Raw genomic sequence first — 14,995 nt, 5'->3', positions numbered from 1 at the left:
CGCCCTCACGCAGTCGAAAGGACTGCGCGACCGACAAGCCGGCGAAGAGGTATTCTCAGCGGTGTTTTACAGACTACTAATGAACTGGCGCAAAGTCCTCCACCAAGCCAGTCCTGAATTCCGACATTCCGTCCGCAAATTCCACTAAACTGGAATTTTTCTCTAAACCGGACAAATGTCAAGCATTGTTAGAAAGAATCTTGTTTGCCCACCAACATATGCAGCCAGCAGACCCCGCATAGGTTGCGCTGGCAGCCAACTAAGCACGGCCATGGGAATCGCATCCAAACGCCAGGAATCGACGATACGCTGAGATGAACCGCCATGCGCCTTGGCGGCCGCGGCAAATAGCTGGAACCTCAGGCCTCCGTCGAGACGCTGAGCTCGACCCTGTCGGCGACAAAGCGGGTTTCAGCGTACTGGACCGACACGCCTGCGGTGTCGACGTTGATCGCCCTGGCGACGAGTACGATGGCGCCGGCGGACAGCTTGAGATCGGTCAGGTCGGCGGCATCGGCATGGCGCGCCGAAACCAGTGTCGACTTGCGGAAATAGTCCTCGATTCCAAAATGCTGGAAAGCGAGCGTGATCGACGCGGTCTCGGCGTAGACCCGTGCGAAGTCGGGGAAGCGCTCGGCGTCGAACCAGCTCGTCGCGCGCGACACCGGCCGGCCGTCGGCCTCGCTCAGCGTTTCCAGCCGGAGCACCGGCGCATCCGGCGCAAGCCCCAGGGCTTCGGCGACACGGCTGAGGGCAGGCTCTATGGCGTCGGCCAGGAGGATGCTGCGGCGCTCGCGTGTCTGCTCGCGCAGCCCTGTGGAAAAGCGCGTCCGCGCCGAAATTGGGTAGGAGAGCTTCTGGCGGCTCTCGACGAAAGTGCCGCGCCCCTGCTCGGCGCGCAACACACCTTCCTGGACAAGCGCGGCAATGGCGCTGCGCAAGGTATGGCGATTGACGCCGAAGCGTTCGGACAGGATCATTTCGGGCGGCAGCTTGCCATCGGCGCCCAGAGTTCCAGCCGATATCGCCTGCCTGATCTGGTCGGCGATCTGGCGCCACAGCGCCACCCCGCTCTTGCGTGTCACCGCCTGCTCTCGTCCCTGCCCGCTCAAATCCACCGTCCCAGTTTGCGACTTGTCATGCATCCGTCACGGAGCCTCGCTACAAGCCCATTGTAAGTTGTTCGATTGTATAGAACAATAGATAAATGTGAAGTGGAGCAGCGAAAGCGATGGACCGACGGCAGGAAAGAGAACTGGAGACGGCGCGCAAGACGGCCATGGCGGCGCTTTCGCTAGCACCAGTGGACGAGTTGAAGCGGCTGTGCGCGGCGGCAGGCATTTCTGGCGAAGCCGAGATGCTGCGCGGACCGGAGACCGGCCTCGTGTCGGTTCGTGGCCGTATCGGCGGCGGCGGCGCGCCGTTCAACTTCGGCGAGGCGACGGTGACCCGCGCCACGGTGCGTTTGCCGAGCGGCGAGATCGGCCATTCCTATGCGCTCGGCCGCGACAAGGACAAGGCCCGCCTTTCGGCCATCACTGATGCCCTTTGGCAGAATGCCGACCGCCGCGCCGACATCGAAGAGAAGGTCATCGCACCGTTGCGTGCCGCACAAGCCGAAGCCGATGCGACCAGTCGTGCCGAGACGGCAGCGACCAAGGTCGACTTTTTCACCATGGTGCGTGGAGAGGACTGATGGATCAGATGGATGTGATTGACGGCGGCTTTGCCGCCCCGGTTTTTAATGCCCAGACGGTATTCCGCGCCGTCATGGACGCCATGGCGCGTCCCGGAACGGTCCAGCAGGTAGCTGGCCTGGCACAGCCGCCTGCACCGCTGGCGGCAACCGCAGGCGCGGTGGCGTTGAGCTTGTGCGACCACGACACTCCGCTCTGGCTCGATGCCGGGCTGCAGGTCTCGTCGGCAAAGTCCTGGCTCGGCTTCCACACCGGCGCGCCGCTGGCCGCGACACCGGCCGACGCGCATTTCGCCCTTGTCGCCAACCCGGCCAACCTGATCTCGCTCGAAAACTTTGCGCAAGGAACGCAGGAATATCCCGATCGCTCGACGACACTGATCCTGCAGGTCGACAGCCTGACCGATGGCGCGCCGCTGCATCTCGAGGGCCCCGGCATCGAGACGACTGACAGCATCGCGCCGACGCCTCTGCCGCGCCATTTCGTCGAGCAGTGGAAGCAGAATGGCGCCCGCTTCCCGCGCGGCGTCGACGTGATCCTGGCGGCGCCCGGAGCGGTCGCCTGCCTGCCCCGCACTGTCCGCGCAAAGACGATGGAGGCCTGATATGTATGTTGCTGTCAAAGGCGGCGAAGCCGCCATCGCCAACGCCCATCGCCTTCTCGCCGACCGCCGCCGCGGTGACCGCTCGGTGCCGTCGCTGCGCATCGAGCAGATCGTCGAACAGTTGGCGCTCGGCGTCGACCGCGTCATGTCGGAAGGCTCGCTCTATGACCGTGAGCTTGCCGCGCTCGCCATCATGCAGTCGCGCGGCGACCTGATCGAGGCGATCTTCCTCGTCCGCGCCTATCGCACCACCTTGCCGCGCTTCGGCTACACGAGGCCGATCGACACGGCTGCCATGCAGGTCGAGCGCCGTGTCTCGGCGACCTACAAGGACCTGCCCGGCGGCCAGCTGCTCGGCGCGACCTTCGACTACACCCACCGCCTGCTCGACCCGGAACTCGCCACCGATGCCGAAGTGGCTACTCCCGAGCAGCGCGAAGGCGACGGCCAGCGTATGGCGCGTGTGTCCGAGATCCTCGCCCATGAAGGGCTGATCGAGGCCGACGGCGAGCTGCCCGAGGACCACCTCACGGGTGACATCACCCGCGAGCCGCTCGAGTTTCCGATGGAGCGCGACATCCGCCTGCAGGCGCTGTCGCGCGGCGACGAGGGTTTTCTTTTGGCGCTCGGATACTCGACGCAGCGCGGCTATGGCCGCAGCCATCCCTTTGTCGGCGAGGTCCGCATCGGCGAGGTCGAGCTCGAGCTCGACGTACCTGAACTGCCCTTCCCCATAAGCCTCGGCCGCATCCGCGTAACCGAGTGCCAGATGGTCAACCAGTTCAAGGGCTCGGCCAAGGCGCCGCCGCAGTTCACCCGCGGCTACGGGCTGGTCTTCGGCCAGTCCGAGCGCAAGGCCATGGCAATGTCATTGTGCGACCGCGCGCTGCGCGCCGGCGAACTGGGCGAGGACATCACCGCCCCCGCGCAGGACGAAGAGTTCGTCATCTCGCACTCAGACAACGTCCAGGCGACCGGCTTCGTCGAACACCTGAAGCTGCCGCACTATGTCGACTTCCAGGCCGAACTCGACCTCGTCCGCCGCATGCGCGGCGAGCATGAAAAGCGTCAAGCTACAGATCAGACCGAGACAAGGGAGGCAGCCGAATGAGTTCTCCCAACTCAATCGCCCAAATGTCAGGAGCCGAGGTCGCGTTCCGGAGCACCATCATTCTCCCAGGCTCGCTTTGTCGGCTTTGGCTTGCTCCGCGCGAAAAATGCGACAGCAGTTACAGCAAGGGCCACCAGCACCAAGACACGAATCCACCCCGAAGAATCCATGCGGCTCCCCCTCGTTGCGATGGTCAACGCGGTAAAGAGTTAGCGCAAATCGGATCTGCCTGCCATGTCTGACATCGCAACCTACAACTTCGCCTATCTCGACGAGCAGACCAAGCGGATGATCCGCAGGGCGATCCTCAAGGGCATTGCCATTCCCGGCTACCAGGTGCCGTTCGCCAGCCGCGAAATGCCGATGCCCTATGGGTGGGGCACCGGCGGCGTGCAGGTGACCGCCGCGATCATCGGTCCTGAGGACGTGCTCAAGGTCATCGACCAGGGCGCCGACGACACGACCAATGCCGTCTCGATCCGCGCCTTCTTCCAGAAGGTCGCCGATGTCGCAGTGACCACCGAGACGGCGAAGGCGACGATCATCCAGACCCGTCACCGTATCCCGGAATATCCGCTGACCGAGGGTCAGACGCTGGTCTACCAGGTTCCGATCCCCGAGCCGCTGCGCTTCCTCGAACCGCGAGAGACCGAGACACGGAAGATGCACGCGCTCGAGGAATACGGGCTGATGCACGTCAAGCTCTACGAGGACATCGCCAGGCACGGCCGCATCGCCACGACTTATGCCTATCCGGTCAAGGTCGAGGGCCGCTACGTGATGGACCCCTCGCCGACACCGAAGTTCGACAATCCCAAGATGCACATGTCGCCCGCGCTTCAGCTGTTCGGCGCCGGCCGCGAGAAGCGTATCTATGCCGTGCCGCCCTTCACCAGGGTGGTCAGCCTCGATTTCGAGGACCATCCCTTCGAGATCCAGACCTTCGACCAGCCCTGTGCGCTGTGCGGGGCCGCGCAAGTCTATCTCGACGAGGTCATCCTCGATGACAAGGGCGGGCACATGTTCGTCTGTTCCGACACCGACCATTGCGAGACGCGCCAGGCCTGCGGCCATCGCGGCCACCTCTCGCCCGATATCCTGGAGCCTGCCCAATGACCGATGAACCGCTTCTGCGCGTTACGGCGCTGTCCAAATATTACGGTTCGCGCATCGGCTGCGAGGACATCTCCTTCGACCTCTGGCCGGGCGAAGTGCTGGCCATCGTCGGTGAATCCGGCTCGGGCAAGACCACCTTGCTCAACTGCCTGTCGACGCGGCTGCTGCCGACGTCGGGCACTGCGAGCTACCGCATGCGCGACGGCCAGTGGCGCGACCTCTACCGCATGAGCGAGGCCGAGCGCCGCTTCTTGATGCGCACCGACTGGGGTTTTGTTCACCAGAACCCCGCCGACGGGCTGCGCATGACGGTGTCGGCCGGCGCCAATGTCGGCGAACGGCTGATGGCCGTCGGTGACCGCCACTATGGCAACATCCGCGCTACCGCAGTCGATTGGCTCGGCCGCGTCGAGATCGACGAGGAGCGAATCGACGACGAACCCCGCGCTTTCTCGGGCGGCATGCGCCAGCGCTTGCAGATCGCCCGCAACCTCGTTACCGGCCCGCGGCTGGTGTTCATGGACGAACCGACCGGCGGCCTCGACGTGTCGGTGCAGGCACGCCTGCTCGACCTGTTGCGCGGACTGGTCACCGACCTCGGCCTCGCGGCCATCGTCGTCACCCACGACCTCGCCGTCGCACGGCTGCTGTCGCAGCGCATGATGGTGATGAAGGACGGCCATGTCGTCGAAGCCGGTCTCACCGACCGTGTGCTCGATGATCCGCGCGCGCCCTACACCCAGCTCCTCGTCTCCTCCATCCTGCAGGTCTGAGCATGCTCCCGAAAAGTGGTTCCCGGTTTTCGGGCAAGATCATGCTCATCAAGGAAAGATTCTGACATGGCCACTCCCCTCATCGTCTCGGAGGTCTCCAAGGCCTTCACCATGCATCTGCGTGGCGGCATCCGCCTGCCGGTGGTCGCCAATGTCTCGTTCTCGGTCAGGGCTGGCGAATGCGCCGTGCTCGGTGGCCCCTCTGGCGCCGGCAAGAGCTCGATCCTGAAGATGGTCTACGGTAACTACGGCGTCGACCAGGGCCAGATCATCGTCGATCACCATGGCCAGCTTGTCGATCTTGCCACTGCCAATCCGCGCACCGTGCTTTCGGTGCGCCGCGACACCATCGGCTATGTCAGCCAGTTCCTGCGCACCGTTCCGCGCGTCTCGGCACTCGGCGTCGTCGCCGAGCCGCTGGTCGCCCGCGGCACCGAACGCTCCGAGGCTCATGCCCGCGCCTCGGAACTGCTCGGCCGGCTGAACCTGCCGGAACGTCTGTGGAGCCTGCCGCCCGCCACCTTCTCCGGCGGCGAGCAGCAGCGCGTCAACATCGCCCGTGGCTTCATCACCGACCATCCGGTGCTCCTGCTCGACGAGCCGACGGCATCGCTCGACGCCACCAACCGCGAGGTGGTGATCGGACTGATTGAGGAGAAGAAGCTGAAGGGTGTGGCCCTGCTCGGCATCTTCCACGACGCCGACGTGCGCGAGGCGGTCGCCGACCGCATCATCGACGTCACCACATTTGCCGCCGGAAAGGTCGCAGCATGAGCCGCAAGCTGTCCGAACAGCCCTGGATCCACCCATCGGCCGAGGTGACGCAGTCGACGCTCGGCCGCTGGACCGAAGTCTCCGAGCGCACCCGCATCAGCGAAAGTTCGCTCGGCGACTACTCCTACGTCATGCAGGACTGCAGCCTGTGGTGCACGACGGTCGGCAAATTCTCCAACATCGCAGCAAGCGTGCGCTGCAACGCCACGAACCATCCGACCTGGCGGCCGACGTTGCATCACTTCACCTACCGCGCCTCGGACTATTGGGAAGATGCCAGCCACGAGACCGAGTTCTTCGAATGGCGCCGGTCGAACGCGGTGACCATCGGCCACGACACCTGGCTTGGCCACGGCTCGACGGTGCTGCCGGGCGTTACCGTCGGCGACGGCGCGGCGGTCGGCTCGGGCGCTGTCGTCACCAAGGATGTCGCGCCCTACACCATTGTCGCCGGCGTGCCCGCCAAGCCGCTGCGCGAGCGCTTCGACCGCACGACAGCGGATCGCTTCCAGGCGCTGGCTTGGTGGGACTGGGACCACGCCAGGCTGCGCGTTGCCCTCGACGATTTCCGCAACCTCTCGGCGGAAGAGTTCCTGGAAAAGCACGGCGGCTGAGGAGCCCTCACCCCGCCAGGAAAAACTGGATCGCGATCATGTTGACCAGGTCGACGAAAAACGCCGAGACCAGCGGCAGGATGATGAAGGCGTTCGGTGACGGGCCATAGTGCCTGGTCACCGCCGTCATCGACGCGATGGCGGTGGGCGTGGCGCCGAGCGAAAGGCCGGTAAAGCCGGCGCTCAGCACCGCCGCCTGGTAGTCTCTTCCCAAAAGCGGGAACAGCACGATCAGGATGAAGGCCACAGCGAGCAGCGCCTGCATGGCAACGACGACCAGCAGCGGGCCGGCAACCCCGGCAAGCGTCCAGAGCTGCATGCTCATCAGCGACATGGCGAGGAAGGCCGAGAGCGTATAGTCGGAGATCAGCGACATTGCCGGCGAGCGCGCTGGCCATGGCATGCGCGGAAAGATGTGGGGGATCGTGTTCGACAGGACGACCCCCATGATCAGGCAAGGCACGAACAATGGCAGCTTCACGCCCATCGCCGTGACCGGGCCGTGAACCAAATAGCCGAGCACCACGGCGACGTTGACCAGCAAAAGCGCCTGCATGAAGTTCGACTTGTCGATCGGTGCGGCCTCCGCCCGGGCGACGGCCGATTCCTCGTCGGGGCCGCTCGCGTCGGCGGTTAGCTTGCCACGCTCGATGAGGAACTTTGCCACCGGCCCGCCGAGGACGCTGGCGACGATCAGCCCGAGCGTCGCCGCAGCGGTGCCGACTTCAAGGGCGGTCGGAAAACCGTGCTCGGCCGCGATCGCCGGCGCCCAGGCAATCGTCGTGCCATGGCCACCGACAAAGGCGATCGACCCCATGATGACGCCTGCAGCAGAGGGCAGGCCGAACAGCCAGGCTCCAAGCGTACCGACGCCATTCTGCAGGAAGACGAAAAGCACGGTCAGCACGCACATCACCGCCAACGCCCGTCCCCCGACCAGCAGGTCGGCCAGCCGCGCATTGACGCCGACGGTGGCAAAGAAGATGACCAGCAGCCTGTCGCGCGTGGTCATCTCGAAGACGATCTCCGTGCCTGACAATTGGTAGAACGCCCAAACGGCCACGGCCGCTAGAAACCCGCCGGTGACCGGCTCTGGGATGTTGTAGTTGCGCAGGAAAGCAATGTGACGGTTGAGCAGCACGCCGACGAAATAGACGATGATCCCGAGCGTGAGCGTCAGGAAATCTGGCGAGACGAGAACATTGTCGGCCATGGCCATCCGAGCTTCATCTGGACACCCGAACGAAGGTGCCGGATCGGATGAGCCCGATCTCCTCTGCCCCTCAACCTTGCCCAGAACAATTTCAAGAGCAATCGGAATTGCGGCCCGGCTTTGCCAGGCTATGCCCGATCGTTGGCGATCACGAACCTGATGCCATCCCCGTTGTGGGCAAGGGTTCGAGCTGCCACGCACCTGAGCCCAACAAAAAAGGCCGCGCGGTGCGCGGCCTTTTTTGTTCGTTGGACGCGTCCTGCGATCAGGCTTCCTGGATAGCCGAGAGCTGCCAGTCGCCGCCGTTCTGGCGGACGAAGGTCCACAGCTCGGTCGTCTCGCTCGGCTCGTTTGCGTCGCCGTCCACCACTTCGCCGGTCGTGCGGTTGCGGGTCACGTCGATCGACGAATAGTTCATCGCCGCAGTGGCGTAGTCGCGGTCGCCTTCGTTCCAGCTTTCGGCAATGTCGGCCTGCAGGAGCTGGACGTTGGTCACGTCGTTGCGGACGCCGTTCTGGGCGTTGTCGGCCAATTCTTCCGAGAGATAGGACACCATCTCCGGCGTCACCAGGCGACGCAACGCCTTGTGGTCCTCGCGGCCAAACGCTTCCTGGACCTCGGTCAGCAGGCGCTGGAACGTGTCGAGATCTTCGCCCGACACGGTAATGTCCTTGCTGGCAGGCTGCTGCGGCGCGGCCTCGGCGCGGCTGCCACCGATGCTCGGAATGCTGAACGAACGGCTGCCGCCATTGGCCTTGCCGCTGTCTCCAGACGGTGCCGCGTCGCGGTAGTTGAAGTTACCGCCGCCGGCACCCGCGCCGGCCATCGCCGGACCGGTGGCTTGGCGCGAACGGAAGAAGCGCAGGGCGAGCCAGATGGCGCCGACGATCAGCAGCAGTTGCATCAGCATGCCGAACATGCCGGCGATGCCGCCAAAGCCTTGGCCCATCATCATGCCGAGCAGGCCACCCATCAGCAGGCCGCCGATCATCGCGCCGCCGAAGCCGCCCATGAAGCCGGGGCGCTGCGGTGCAGTCGCGCCAGGACGGGCTGCACTGGTGGCGGCCGGGTTGGTTGCCTGACCGGTGTTGGGCGTCATCGAACGCTCGACCGGCGCGGTCGGCTGCGGCGCGGTGCGGGTCGGCGGCGCCGACTGGAAGGTACGCGTACCCCTGCTGCCGAAGCTGCCGCCGCGCCGTGCATCGGCGTGGTCGACGGCAATCATGGAGAAGGCGAGGAACAGGCCCGCGAAAAGCGTGGCGAAGCGGGTCGTTCGGGACAATTTCATCAGCGGATCCTCAAAGTGTCGTCCGCCCTCATATAATGACTAACAACTGTAGTGTCAGGGTTTGCAGGCCAAGTTTTGGCAGATTCTTGCCGAAATTCGGCAAAACATTGATTCGTCATGCTTTTTCCAGGATTTCCGCAAGTGGACCTTATGTCCGACCGGCAGCTGCGGCCGTCAGCGGGCTGCGCTTGAGTACAATGCTGACAGCCAGCTGCCTGGTTTTCGTACTACTCCTTGTGATTTCCCTTTCGGGGCGAGCCCGCCTCGGGCACACCTTCGAGACAAAGCCAATCGTGCTTGCTGTTGGGCCAGTGGAGCACGACCGGCGCCGGGAACCCCTGATCCTCCAGGCAGCCAACCGAGACCGACAGCGCCGCCGTCAACGCTTCCGCCCGCATGAAGACGACCGATCCACAGGTGGTGCAGAATGTCTGCTCCAGCCATTGTCCCGACGCGCCGGCTCGCCGCCACGACCTGGTCTCGCCTTCCTGGCTGACGACGGCGGAATCCGCATAGATGGCGCGGTAGGAGAATGCCGTCCCGGTGCATCTCTGGCACTCGGTGCAACTGCAGGCATAGACTCGTCTCGGCTCCCCGGCGAGGATGAGTTTCGCGCTGCGACACGAACAGGTGGCGGTGCGTTTCGTCTCCCCGTCATGCATGCTGGTAGCCCTGGTCGAACAAAGTTCGGACAATGGACGAGCCCATACGGCCCGTGCCGAGCACGCAGACATCTATATTCACGATTTTTCTCCGAAATGCGAAGGCCCCTTGCGACGAGGGGCTGGTTCATGTTTGGCGCGCGCTCGGACCAAACATATGTACCGTCACTGCATTGAGAAGTACGCACTTTGAAGTAAGCCGTTGATATCATGACAGGAGCTGGAAGATGAGGCACAAGGAACCGGACAGCTGCGGTTTTGCCGCAGCCATGCAGGCCATCGGCGGCAAGTGGAAAACCGCGCTGCTGTGGCAACTGCACCTGCGGCCCTATCGCTTTGCCGAACTGCGCCGCTTGCTGCCGGGCATCAGCGAGAAGGTGCTGACGCAACAATTGCGGCAGATGGAGACCGACGGGCTGATCAGCCGGCATGCCTATGAAGAGGTGCCGCCGCGCGTCGAATATTCGATCACGCCGCTGGGCTTGAGCCTGAACGATGCCGTGACAGCAATGTCGGCATGGGGCAAGCAGCACGAGAACTGGAAAGACCGCCAACAGGCGGCCTGACACAGACAGAGATCACAGCGGGCCATCGCGGTTCGCGAAAGCCGATTTCAGAAACGGGATTCCAAAAAACAGCGATATTTGCCCTCAAAAGCCGTGTTTTTCGCGCGTCGGCCTGTGCATCGTAACAAAACTGACATGGTCCCGACATTGCAGCTTCACGTCCCGGGTCTAGGCCCATCGCAGACAAGGGCGAAAAGGCCCGACGGGACAGGGAAGCCAAGATGCTCGAAATCCGCAACGTGACGCGCCGCTTCGGCAAGAATGTCGCCGTCAACGGCGTCAACCTCAAAATCCAGCCGGGCCAGATGGTCGGCATCATCGGCCGCTCCGGCGCCGGCAAGTCGACCCTGCTCAAGACCATCAACCGCCTGATCGACACGAGCCAGGGCTCGATCGTCTTCGAGGGCACCGAAGTGTCGTCGCTGCGCGGCACGCAGCTGCGCCGATGGCAGCGCGACTGCGCCATGATCTTCCAGCAGTTCAACCTGGTCCCGCGTCTCGACGTGCTGACCAACGTCCTGCTCGGCCGCCTCAACCACCGCTCCACCGCGCTCAACCTGCTCTCGATCTTTACGCGTGAAGAGCGCATCCGGGCGATCGCCGCGCTTGAGCGCCTCGACATCGCCCGCACCGCCCTCCAGCCGGCTGGAACCCTGTCCGGTGGCCAGCAGCAGCGCGTCGCCATTGCACGTGCCCTGATGCAGGAGCCCAAGCTGATCCTCGCCGACGAGCCGATCGCCTCGCTGGACCCGCTCAACGCCAAGGTGGTGATGGACGCGTTGCGCGACATCAACCTGCGCGACGGCATCACCGTCATCACCAATCTGCACACGCTCGACACCGCACGCACCTACTGCAACCGCATCATCGGCATGCAGGGCGGCGCTGTCGTGTTCGACGGCGCGCCCGAAGACCTCACCATCGAGGCCGTGCGCCTCGTCTACGGTGCCGACGCCGACGGCACTGAAATTTCCGAAGCCATCACCTCGACCAGCATCCGCCCGGTCAAGGTCAGGGTTCCCGTATCCGCCGCACCTCTCGAACCGGCCTACGCCCCGGCCTGAGGCTGCTCGCGTTCGTCTCGCCCACGTCAAGGGCCGGTAATCATCAACTGCAATGACCCGGCAAGGTGCTGGGCCAAACTGGAGAACTGTGATGTTCAAGAAAGCACTTCTGGGTGCCGCTTCGCTCGCCGTGCTGGCGATCGGTTCGGCCAATGCAGCCGACCTCAAGGAATTCCGCATCGGCCTGATCGGCGGCGAAAACGAAGCCGATCGCCTGCGCAACTTCCAGTGCCTCGTCGACCAGCTGCCCAAGGCCATCGGCGTCGAGAAGGTGTCGCTGTTCCCGGCCGCCGACTATGACGGCACCATCCAGGGACTGCTCGGCGGCACGCTCGACTACGCCGAACTCGGCGCTTCGGGTTACGCCAAGATCTACCTGCAGAACAAGGACGCGGTCGAGCCGATCCTGACCACCGTCCAGACCGACGGCGCCACCGGCTACTACTCGATCATGGTCGCCAAGAAGGACTCGGGCATCACCAAGCTCGAAGACCTCAAGGGCAAGAAGCTCGGCTTCGCCGATCCTGACTCGACCTCGGGCTACCTGATCCCGGTCACCTCGTTGCCGAAGGACCTCGGCGGCGTCGCCGTCAAGGACTTCGTCGCCGAGACCGGCTTCGGCGGCGGCCATGAGAACCTCGTCCTCGAAGTGCTCAAGGGCACCTTCGACGCCGGCACGACCTTTGGTTCGGGCGTCGGCGAGTTCAAGGATGGCTACACCTCGGGCAACCTGAAGAAGATGGTCGACAAGGGCATCCTCGACATGGACGACCTGGTCGAAGTCTGGAAGTCGCCGCTTATCCCGAACGGCCCGATCGTCGTGCGCACGTCGCTCGATGCAGACATCAAGAGCAAGTTCAAGGACTACATGGTCAAGCTGCCGGAGACAGATCCGGCCTGCTTCGCGGCCATCCAGGGCGGCGACTTCAAGGGCTTCACCGAAGTCACCCCGGAATTCTACCAGCCTGTGATCGACGCCCGTAAGGCGCAGATCGGCAGCTAAGCCCCGAAGGCAACTCGGACGCGCCGCGCAGCAATCGCGGCGCGTCCCTTTTTATCCGGGATCGGACGGAACCCCAATGACAATGCCCCTCTCGGAAGCCGGCCTCGCGGTCGAGCAGCACTGGCGCGAACTCGCCAATCGCCGCCGCCTCTATTCGGCGGGTGGCCTGTTCTTCCTCTTCATCGCGCTGTCCGGATCGCTCTGGTTCGCCAATGACAGCAACGCCGGCAAGTTCTTCGACCGGCTGCCGCATTTCTTCGATTTCGTAGACCAGCTGATCCCGCGCGACGGCCTCGAGGTCTGGCGCGCCATGTTCGACCTGCCTTCGCCCTATGCCGACGGCAGCCTGAAATTCGATTACCCCGAAGGCCGGATGTATCTGTTCGGCTCGGTCTACATGCCCGAATACGTCTACAAGATGCTGGAGACGATCAACATCGCGCTGGTCTCGACGCTGATCGGTTTCGCCGTCGGCTTCCTGCTCTGCTTCCTGGCGGCTTCCAACCTCGTCACCCAGCGCTGGCTGCGCTTTTTCGTCCGCCGCTTCCTCGAAATCCTGCGCGCCTTCCCCGAGATCGTCATCGCCGGCTTCTTCCTCGCCATCCTGTCGATGGGCGCGATACCGGCGATCATCGCGGTGTCGCTGCACACTATAGGCGCGCTCGGAAAGATGTTCTTCGAGGTGGTCGAGAATGCCGACATGAAGGCCGACGAAGGCCTGCGCGCCGTCGGCGGCAACTGGCCCGAGCGTGTCTGGTTCGGCATCGTGCCGCAAGTGATGCCCAATTTCCTGAGCTACGGCCTGCTGCGCCTCGAGATCAATGTCCGCGCCTCGACCATCATCGGCGCTGTCGGCGGCGGCGGCATCGGCGAAGCACTACGCCTGTCGATCAGCCGCAACCACGAAGCCAAGACCATCGCCATCATCATCCTCCTGTTCTGCACCATCGTAGCGGTCGACCAGTTCTCGGCCTGGCTGCGCAAGAGACTGGTTGGCGAACAGGCCTTCGCCTTCGGCCGTGGGGACTAAGATCATGACCACCCTTTCCCTGACCGACATGCAGGCGATCTCCGAGCGCCATCCCGACGTTTTCGCCGGCTCCTGGCGCAAGGCCCTGACCGGCTGGGCCGTTGGTCTGGGCCTTGTCGCCTATCTCGCCTTCGCCTGGTGGTTCTTCGCCGTCGGTGCCGTGCTTGCCGGCGGCAACTGGGGCATCGCCGGCACCTACCTCGCCGACTGGGTTGCCTACGAGGTGCGGCCGCAGATCGACTTCAAGGACGACCGCCTCGACATCAGCTACCCCCGGTTTTCGGCCTACCGCGCCGACCGGCATCCGCAGTGGCTGAGCTTCGAGCAGCCATCGGCAACTGCTTCGACCGCTTCGGCCAACAAGGCGTCGGCCAGCCGCGTGACCGTCGAGATCGACGGCAGCGACCGCATCGAGGTCACCCCGACCAGTGTCGTCGTGACAAACGGCGGCGAGACGCTTGATATCGCCATCGTACCGGCAAAGAGCATCACTGTTACAGGCGAACTTCCGTCCTGGGCGACCCAGAAAAAGCCGGGCGAAAAGATCACCGTCGATTTCGGATTTGCCGGCAGTGCTCAGATCGACGCCGACGACGTCAACGTCCGTCATCGCTTCTTCGGCTGGGAAAACTTCTTCTTCGACGGCCATTCGCCCTATTGGGGCAAGTCGACCGGTGAGATCGTGTCGCTGGTCTTGTCAGGCGAACGTATCGACCCGAAGACTTCGAACGCAGCACTTGCCTGGAACAATATTGTCAACAACTCCGAATGGCAGCATGGCGATGTCTGGATCAAGATGCTGCAGACCATCGTCATGGCCTTCGTCGGCACGCTGTTCGCCAGCCTGCTCGCCTTCCCGCTGGCCTTCCTGGCAGCCCGCAACATCACCCAGAACCGCCTGGTCAACCAGGTCGCCAAGCGTTTCTTCGACTTCCTGCGTTCGGTTGACATGCTGATCTGGGCACTGTTCTTCACCCGCGCCTTCGGCCCCGGCCCGATCGCCGGCATCTCGGCGATCTTCTTCACCGACACCGGCACCTTCGGCAAGCTCTACTCCGAGGCGCTGGAAAACATCGACGACAAGCAGCGCGAAGGCATGCGTTCGGTCGGCGCTTCGCCTGTTTCAGTCCAGCGCTACGGCGTCGTGCCCCAGGTACTGCCGGTGCTGATCAGCCAGTCGCTCTATTTCTGGGAATCGAACACCCGTTCGGCCACCATCATCGGCGCCGTTGGCGCCGGCGGCATCGGCCTCAAGCTGTGGGAAGCGATGCGCACCAATTCCGACTGGGAAAACGTCGCCTATATGGTGCTGCTGATCCTTGTCGTGGTGTTCATCTTCGACAACATCTCGACTGCATTGCGCCAACGCCTGATCGGCAACAAGGCCAGTCACTGAACAAATGTGGCCGGCCCTTGCAAAGGCAGCAAAGTCGGCCACTACTTCGTCAAACTGTCACGCAAATCATCTATCGCACGGCCT

16 protein-coding genes are annotated in these 14,995 nt (G+C 63.8%); 12 read left to right on the top strand and 4 right to left on the bottom strand.

Going from position 1 to position 14,995, the window contains the following annotated elements:
- Window positions 1-359 precede the first annotated feature (359 nt).
- A complete protein-coding gene (phnF, locus tag H5P29_RS11745; RefSeq protein WP_154386853.1) occupies window positions 360-1,145 on the bottom strand; it encodes a phosphonate metabolism transcriptional regulator PhnF in 786 nt (261 codons plus the stop codon).
- Between the two features lie 86 nt (window positions 1,146-1,231).
- Between phnF and phnG the strand changes: the two genes are divergently transcribed.
- The 7 genes from phnG to H5P29_RS11710 all read left to right on the top strand — a co-directional run bounded on the left by phnG (window position 1,232) and on the right by H5P29_RS11710 (window position 6,689).
- The gene (gene phnG, locus H5P29_RS11740) at window positions 1,232-1,696 is read left to right on the top strand and encodes a phosphonate C-P lyase system protein PhnG (RefSeq protein ID WP_067958793.1); all 465 of its coding nucleotides are present in this window, start codon (window positions 1,232-1,234) and stop codon (window positions 1,694-1,696) included.
- Window positions 1,696-2,301 carry a phosphonate C-P lyase system protein PhnH gene (phnH, locus tag H5P29_RS11735; RefSeq protein ID WP_154386854.1) on the top strand — a complete coding sequence of 202 codons (606 nt, stop codon included), beginning with the start codon at window positions 1,696-1,698 and terminating at the stop codon, window positions 2,299-2,301. The genes phnG and phnH overlap by 1 nt, the downstream gene beginning before the upstream one ends.
- Window position 2,302: 1 nt before the next feature.
- The gene (locus H5P29_RS11730; protein ID WP_067958786.1) at window positions 2,303-3,412 is read left to right on the top strand and encodes a carbon-phosphorus lyase complex subunit PhnI; all 1,110 of its coding nucleotides are present in this window, start codon (window positions 2,303-2,305) and stop codon (window positions 3,410-3,412) included.
- A 234-nt stretch (window positions 3,413-3,646) separates the two neighbouring features.
- Entirely contained in the window at window positions 3,647-4,528 is an 882-nt protein-coding gene (locus H5P29_RS11725) for an alpha-D-ribose 1-methylphosphonate 5-phosphate C-P-lyase PhnJ (protein ID WP_154386855.1), read from the top strand.
- Complete coding sequence (gene phnK / locus H5P29_RS11720) at window positions 4,525-5,301, top strand: phosphonate C-P lyase system protein PhnK (protein ID WP_154386856.1); 777 nt, start codon at window positions 4,525-4,527, stop codon at window positions 5,299-5,301. The genes H5P29_RS11725 and phnK overlap by 4 nt, the downstream gene beginning before the upstream one ends.
- 66 nt (window positions 5,302-5,367) lie before the next feature.
- A complete protein-coding gene (gene phnL, locus H5P29_RS11715; RefSeq protein WP_067958777.1) occupies window positions 5,368-6,075 on the top strand; it encodes a phosphonate C-P lyase system protein PhnL in 708 nt (235 codons plus the stop codon).
- Window positions 6,072-6,689 carry a DapH/DapD/GlmU-related protein gene (locus H5P29_RS11710; RefSeq protein ID WP_067958773.1) on the top strand — a complete coding sequence of 206 codons (618 nt, stop codon included), beginning with the start codon at window positions 6,072-6,074 and terminating at the stop codon, window positions 6,687-6,689. The genes phnL and H5P29_RS11710 overlap by 4 nt, the downstream gene beginning before the upstream one ends.
- Window positions 6,690-6,696: 7 nt before the next feature.
- Here H5P29_RS11710 and gltS read toward each other — a convergent pair whose 3' ends face one another.
- From gltS to H5P29_RS11695, 3 genes are all read right to left on the bottom strand, one after another.
- The gene (gltS, locus tag H5P29_RS11705) at window positions 6,697-7,902 is read right to left on the bottom strand and encodes a sodium/glutamate symporter (protein ID WP_067966225.1); all 1,206 of its coding nucleotides are present in this window, start codon (window positions 7,900-7,902) and stop codon (window positions 6,697-6,699) included.
- Window positions 7,903-8,167: 265 nt separating this feature from the next.
- Window positions 8,168-9,190, bottom strand: coding sequence for a Tim44 domain-containing protein (locus tag H5P29_RS11700; protein ID WP_154386857.1), 1,023 nt, complete (start codon window positions 9,188-9,190; stop codon window positions 8,168-8,170).
- A 227-nt stretch (window positions 9,191-9,417) separates the two neighbouring features.
- The gene (locus H5P29_RS11695; RefSeq protein ID WP_067958767.1) at window positions 9,418-9,852 is read right to left on the bottom strand and encodes a GFA family protein; all 435 of its coding nucleotides are present in this window, start codon (window positions 9,850-9,852) and stop codon (window positions 9,418-9,420) included.
- Between the two features lie 269 nt (window positions 9,853-10,121).
- Here H5P29_RS11695 and H5P29_RS11690 point away from each other — a divergent pair, with 269 nt between their 5' ends.
- The 5 genes from H5P29_RS11690 to phnE (H5P29_RS11670) all read left to right on the top strand — a co-directional run bounded on the left by H5P29_RS11690 (window position 10,122) and on the right by phnE (H5P29_RS11670) (window position 14,911).
- Window positions 10,122-10,418, top strand: a complete 297-nt coding sequence (locus H5P29_RS11690; protein ID WP_246670881.1) for a helix-turn-helix domain-containing protein — start codon at window positions 10,122-10,124, stop codon at window positions 10,416-10,418.
- Between the two features lie 221 nt (window positions 10,419-10,639).
- Window positions 10,640-11,482, top strand: coding sequence for a phosphonate ABC transporter ATP-binding protein (gene phnC / locus H5P29_RS11685; RefSeq protein WP_067958761.1), 843 nt, complete (start codon window positions 10,640-10,642; stop codon window positions 11,480-11,482).
- A gap of 91 nt (window positions 11,483-11,573) precedes the next feature.
- Complete coding sequence (phnD, locus tag H5P29_RS11680) at window positions 11,574-12,485, top strand: phosphonate ABC transporter substrate-binding protein (protein ID WP_067966223.1); 912 nt, start codon at window positions 11,574-11,576, stop codon at window positions 12,483-12,485.
- 76 nt (window positions 12,486-12,561) lie between these two features.
- The gene (gene phnE, locus H5P29_RS11675; RefSeq protein WP_154386858.1) at window positions 12,562-13,515 is read left to right on the top strand and encodes a phosphonate ABC transporter, permease protein PhnE; all 954 of its coding nucleotides are present in this window, start codon (window positions 12,562-12,564) and stop codon (window positions 13,513-13,515) included.
- Between the two features lie 4 nt (window positions 13,516-13,519).
- Complete coding sequence (phnE, locus tag H5P29_RS11670) at window positions 13,520-14,911, top strand: phosphonate ABC transporter, permease protein PhnE (RefSeq protein ID WP_154386859.1); 1,392 nt, start codon at window positions 13,520-13,522, stop codon at window positions 14,909-14,911.
- Window positions 14,912-14,995 lie beyond the last annotated feature (84 nt).

Origin of the sequence: Aminobacter sp. MDW-2, from assembly GCF_014250155.1 — a bacterium.
GTDB lineage: Bacteria > Pseudomonadota > Alphaproteobacteria > Rhizobiales > Rhizobiaceae > Aminobacter > Aminobacter ciceronei.
Note: the sequence above shows the minus strand (reverse complement) of the source record. Positions and strands in the feature narration are given on the sequence as shown.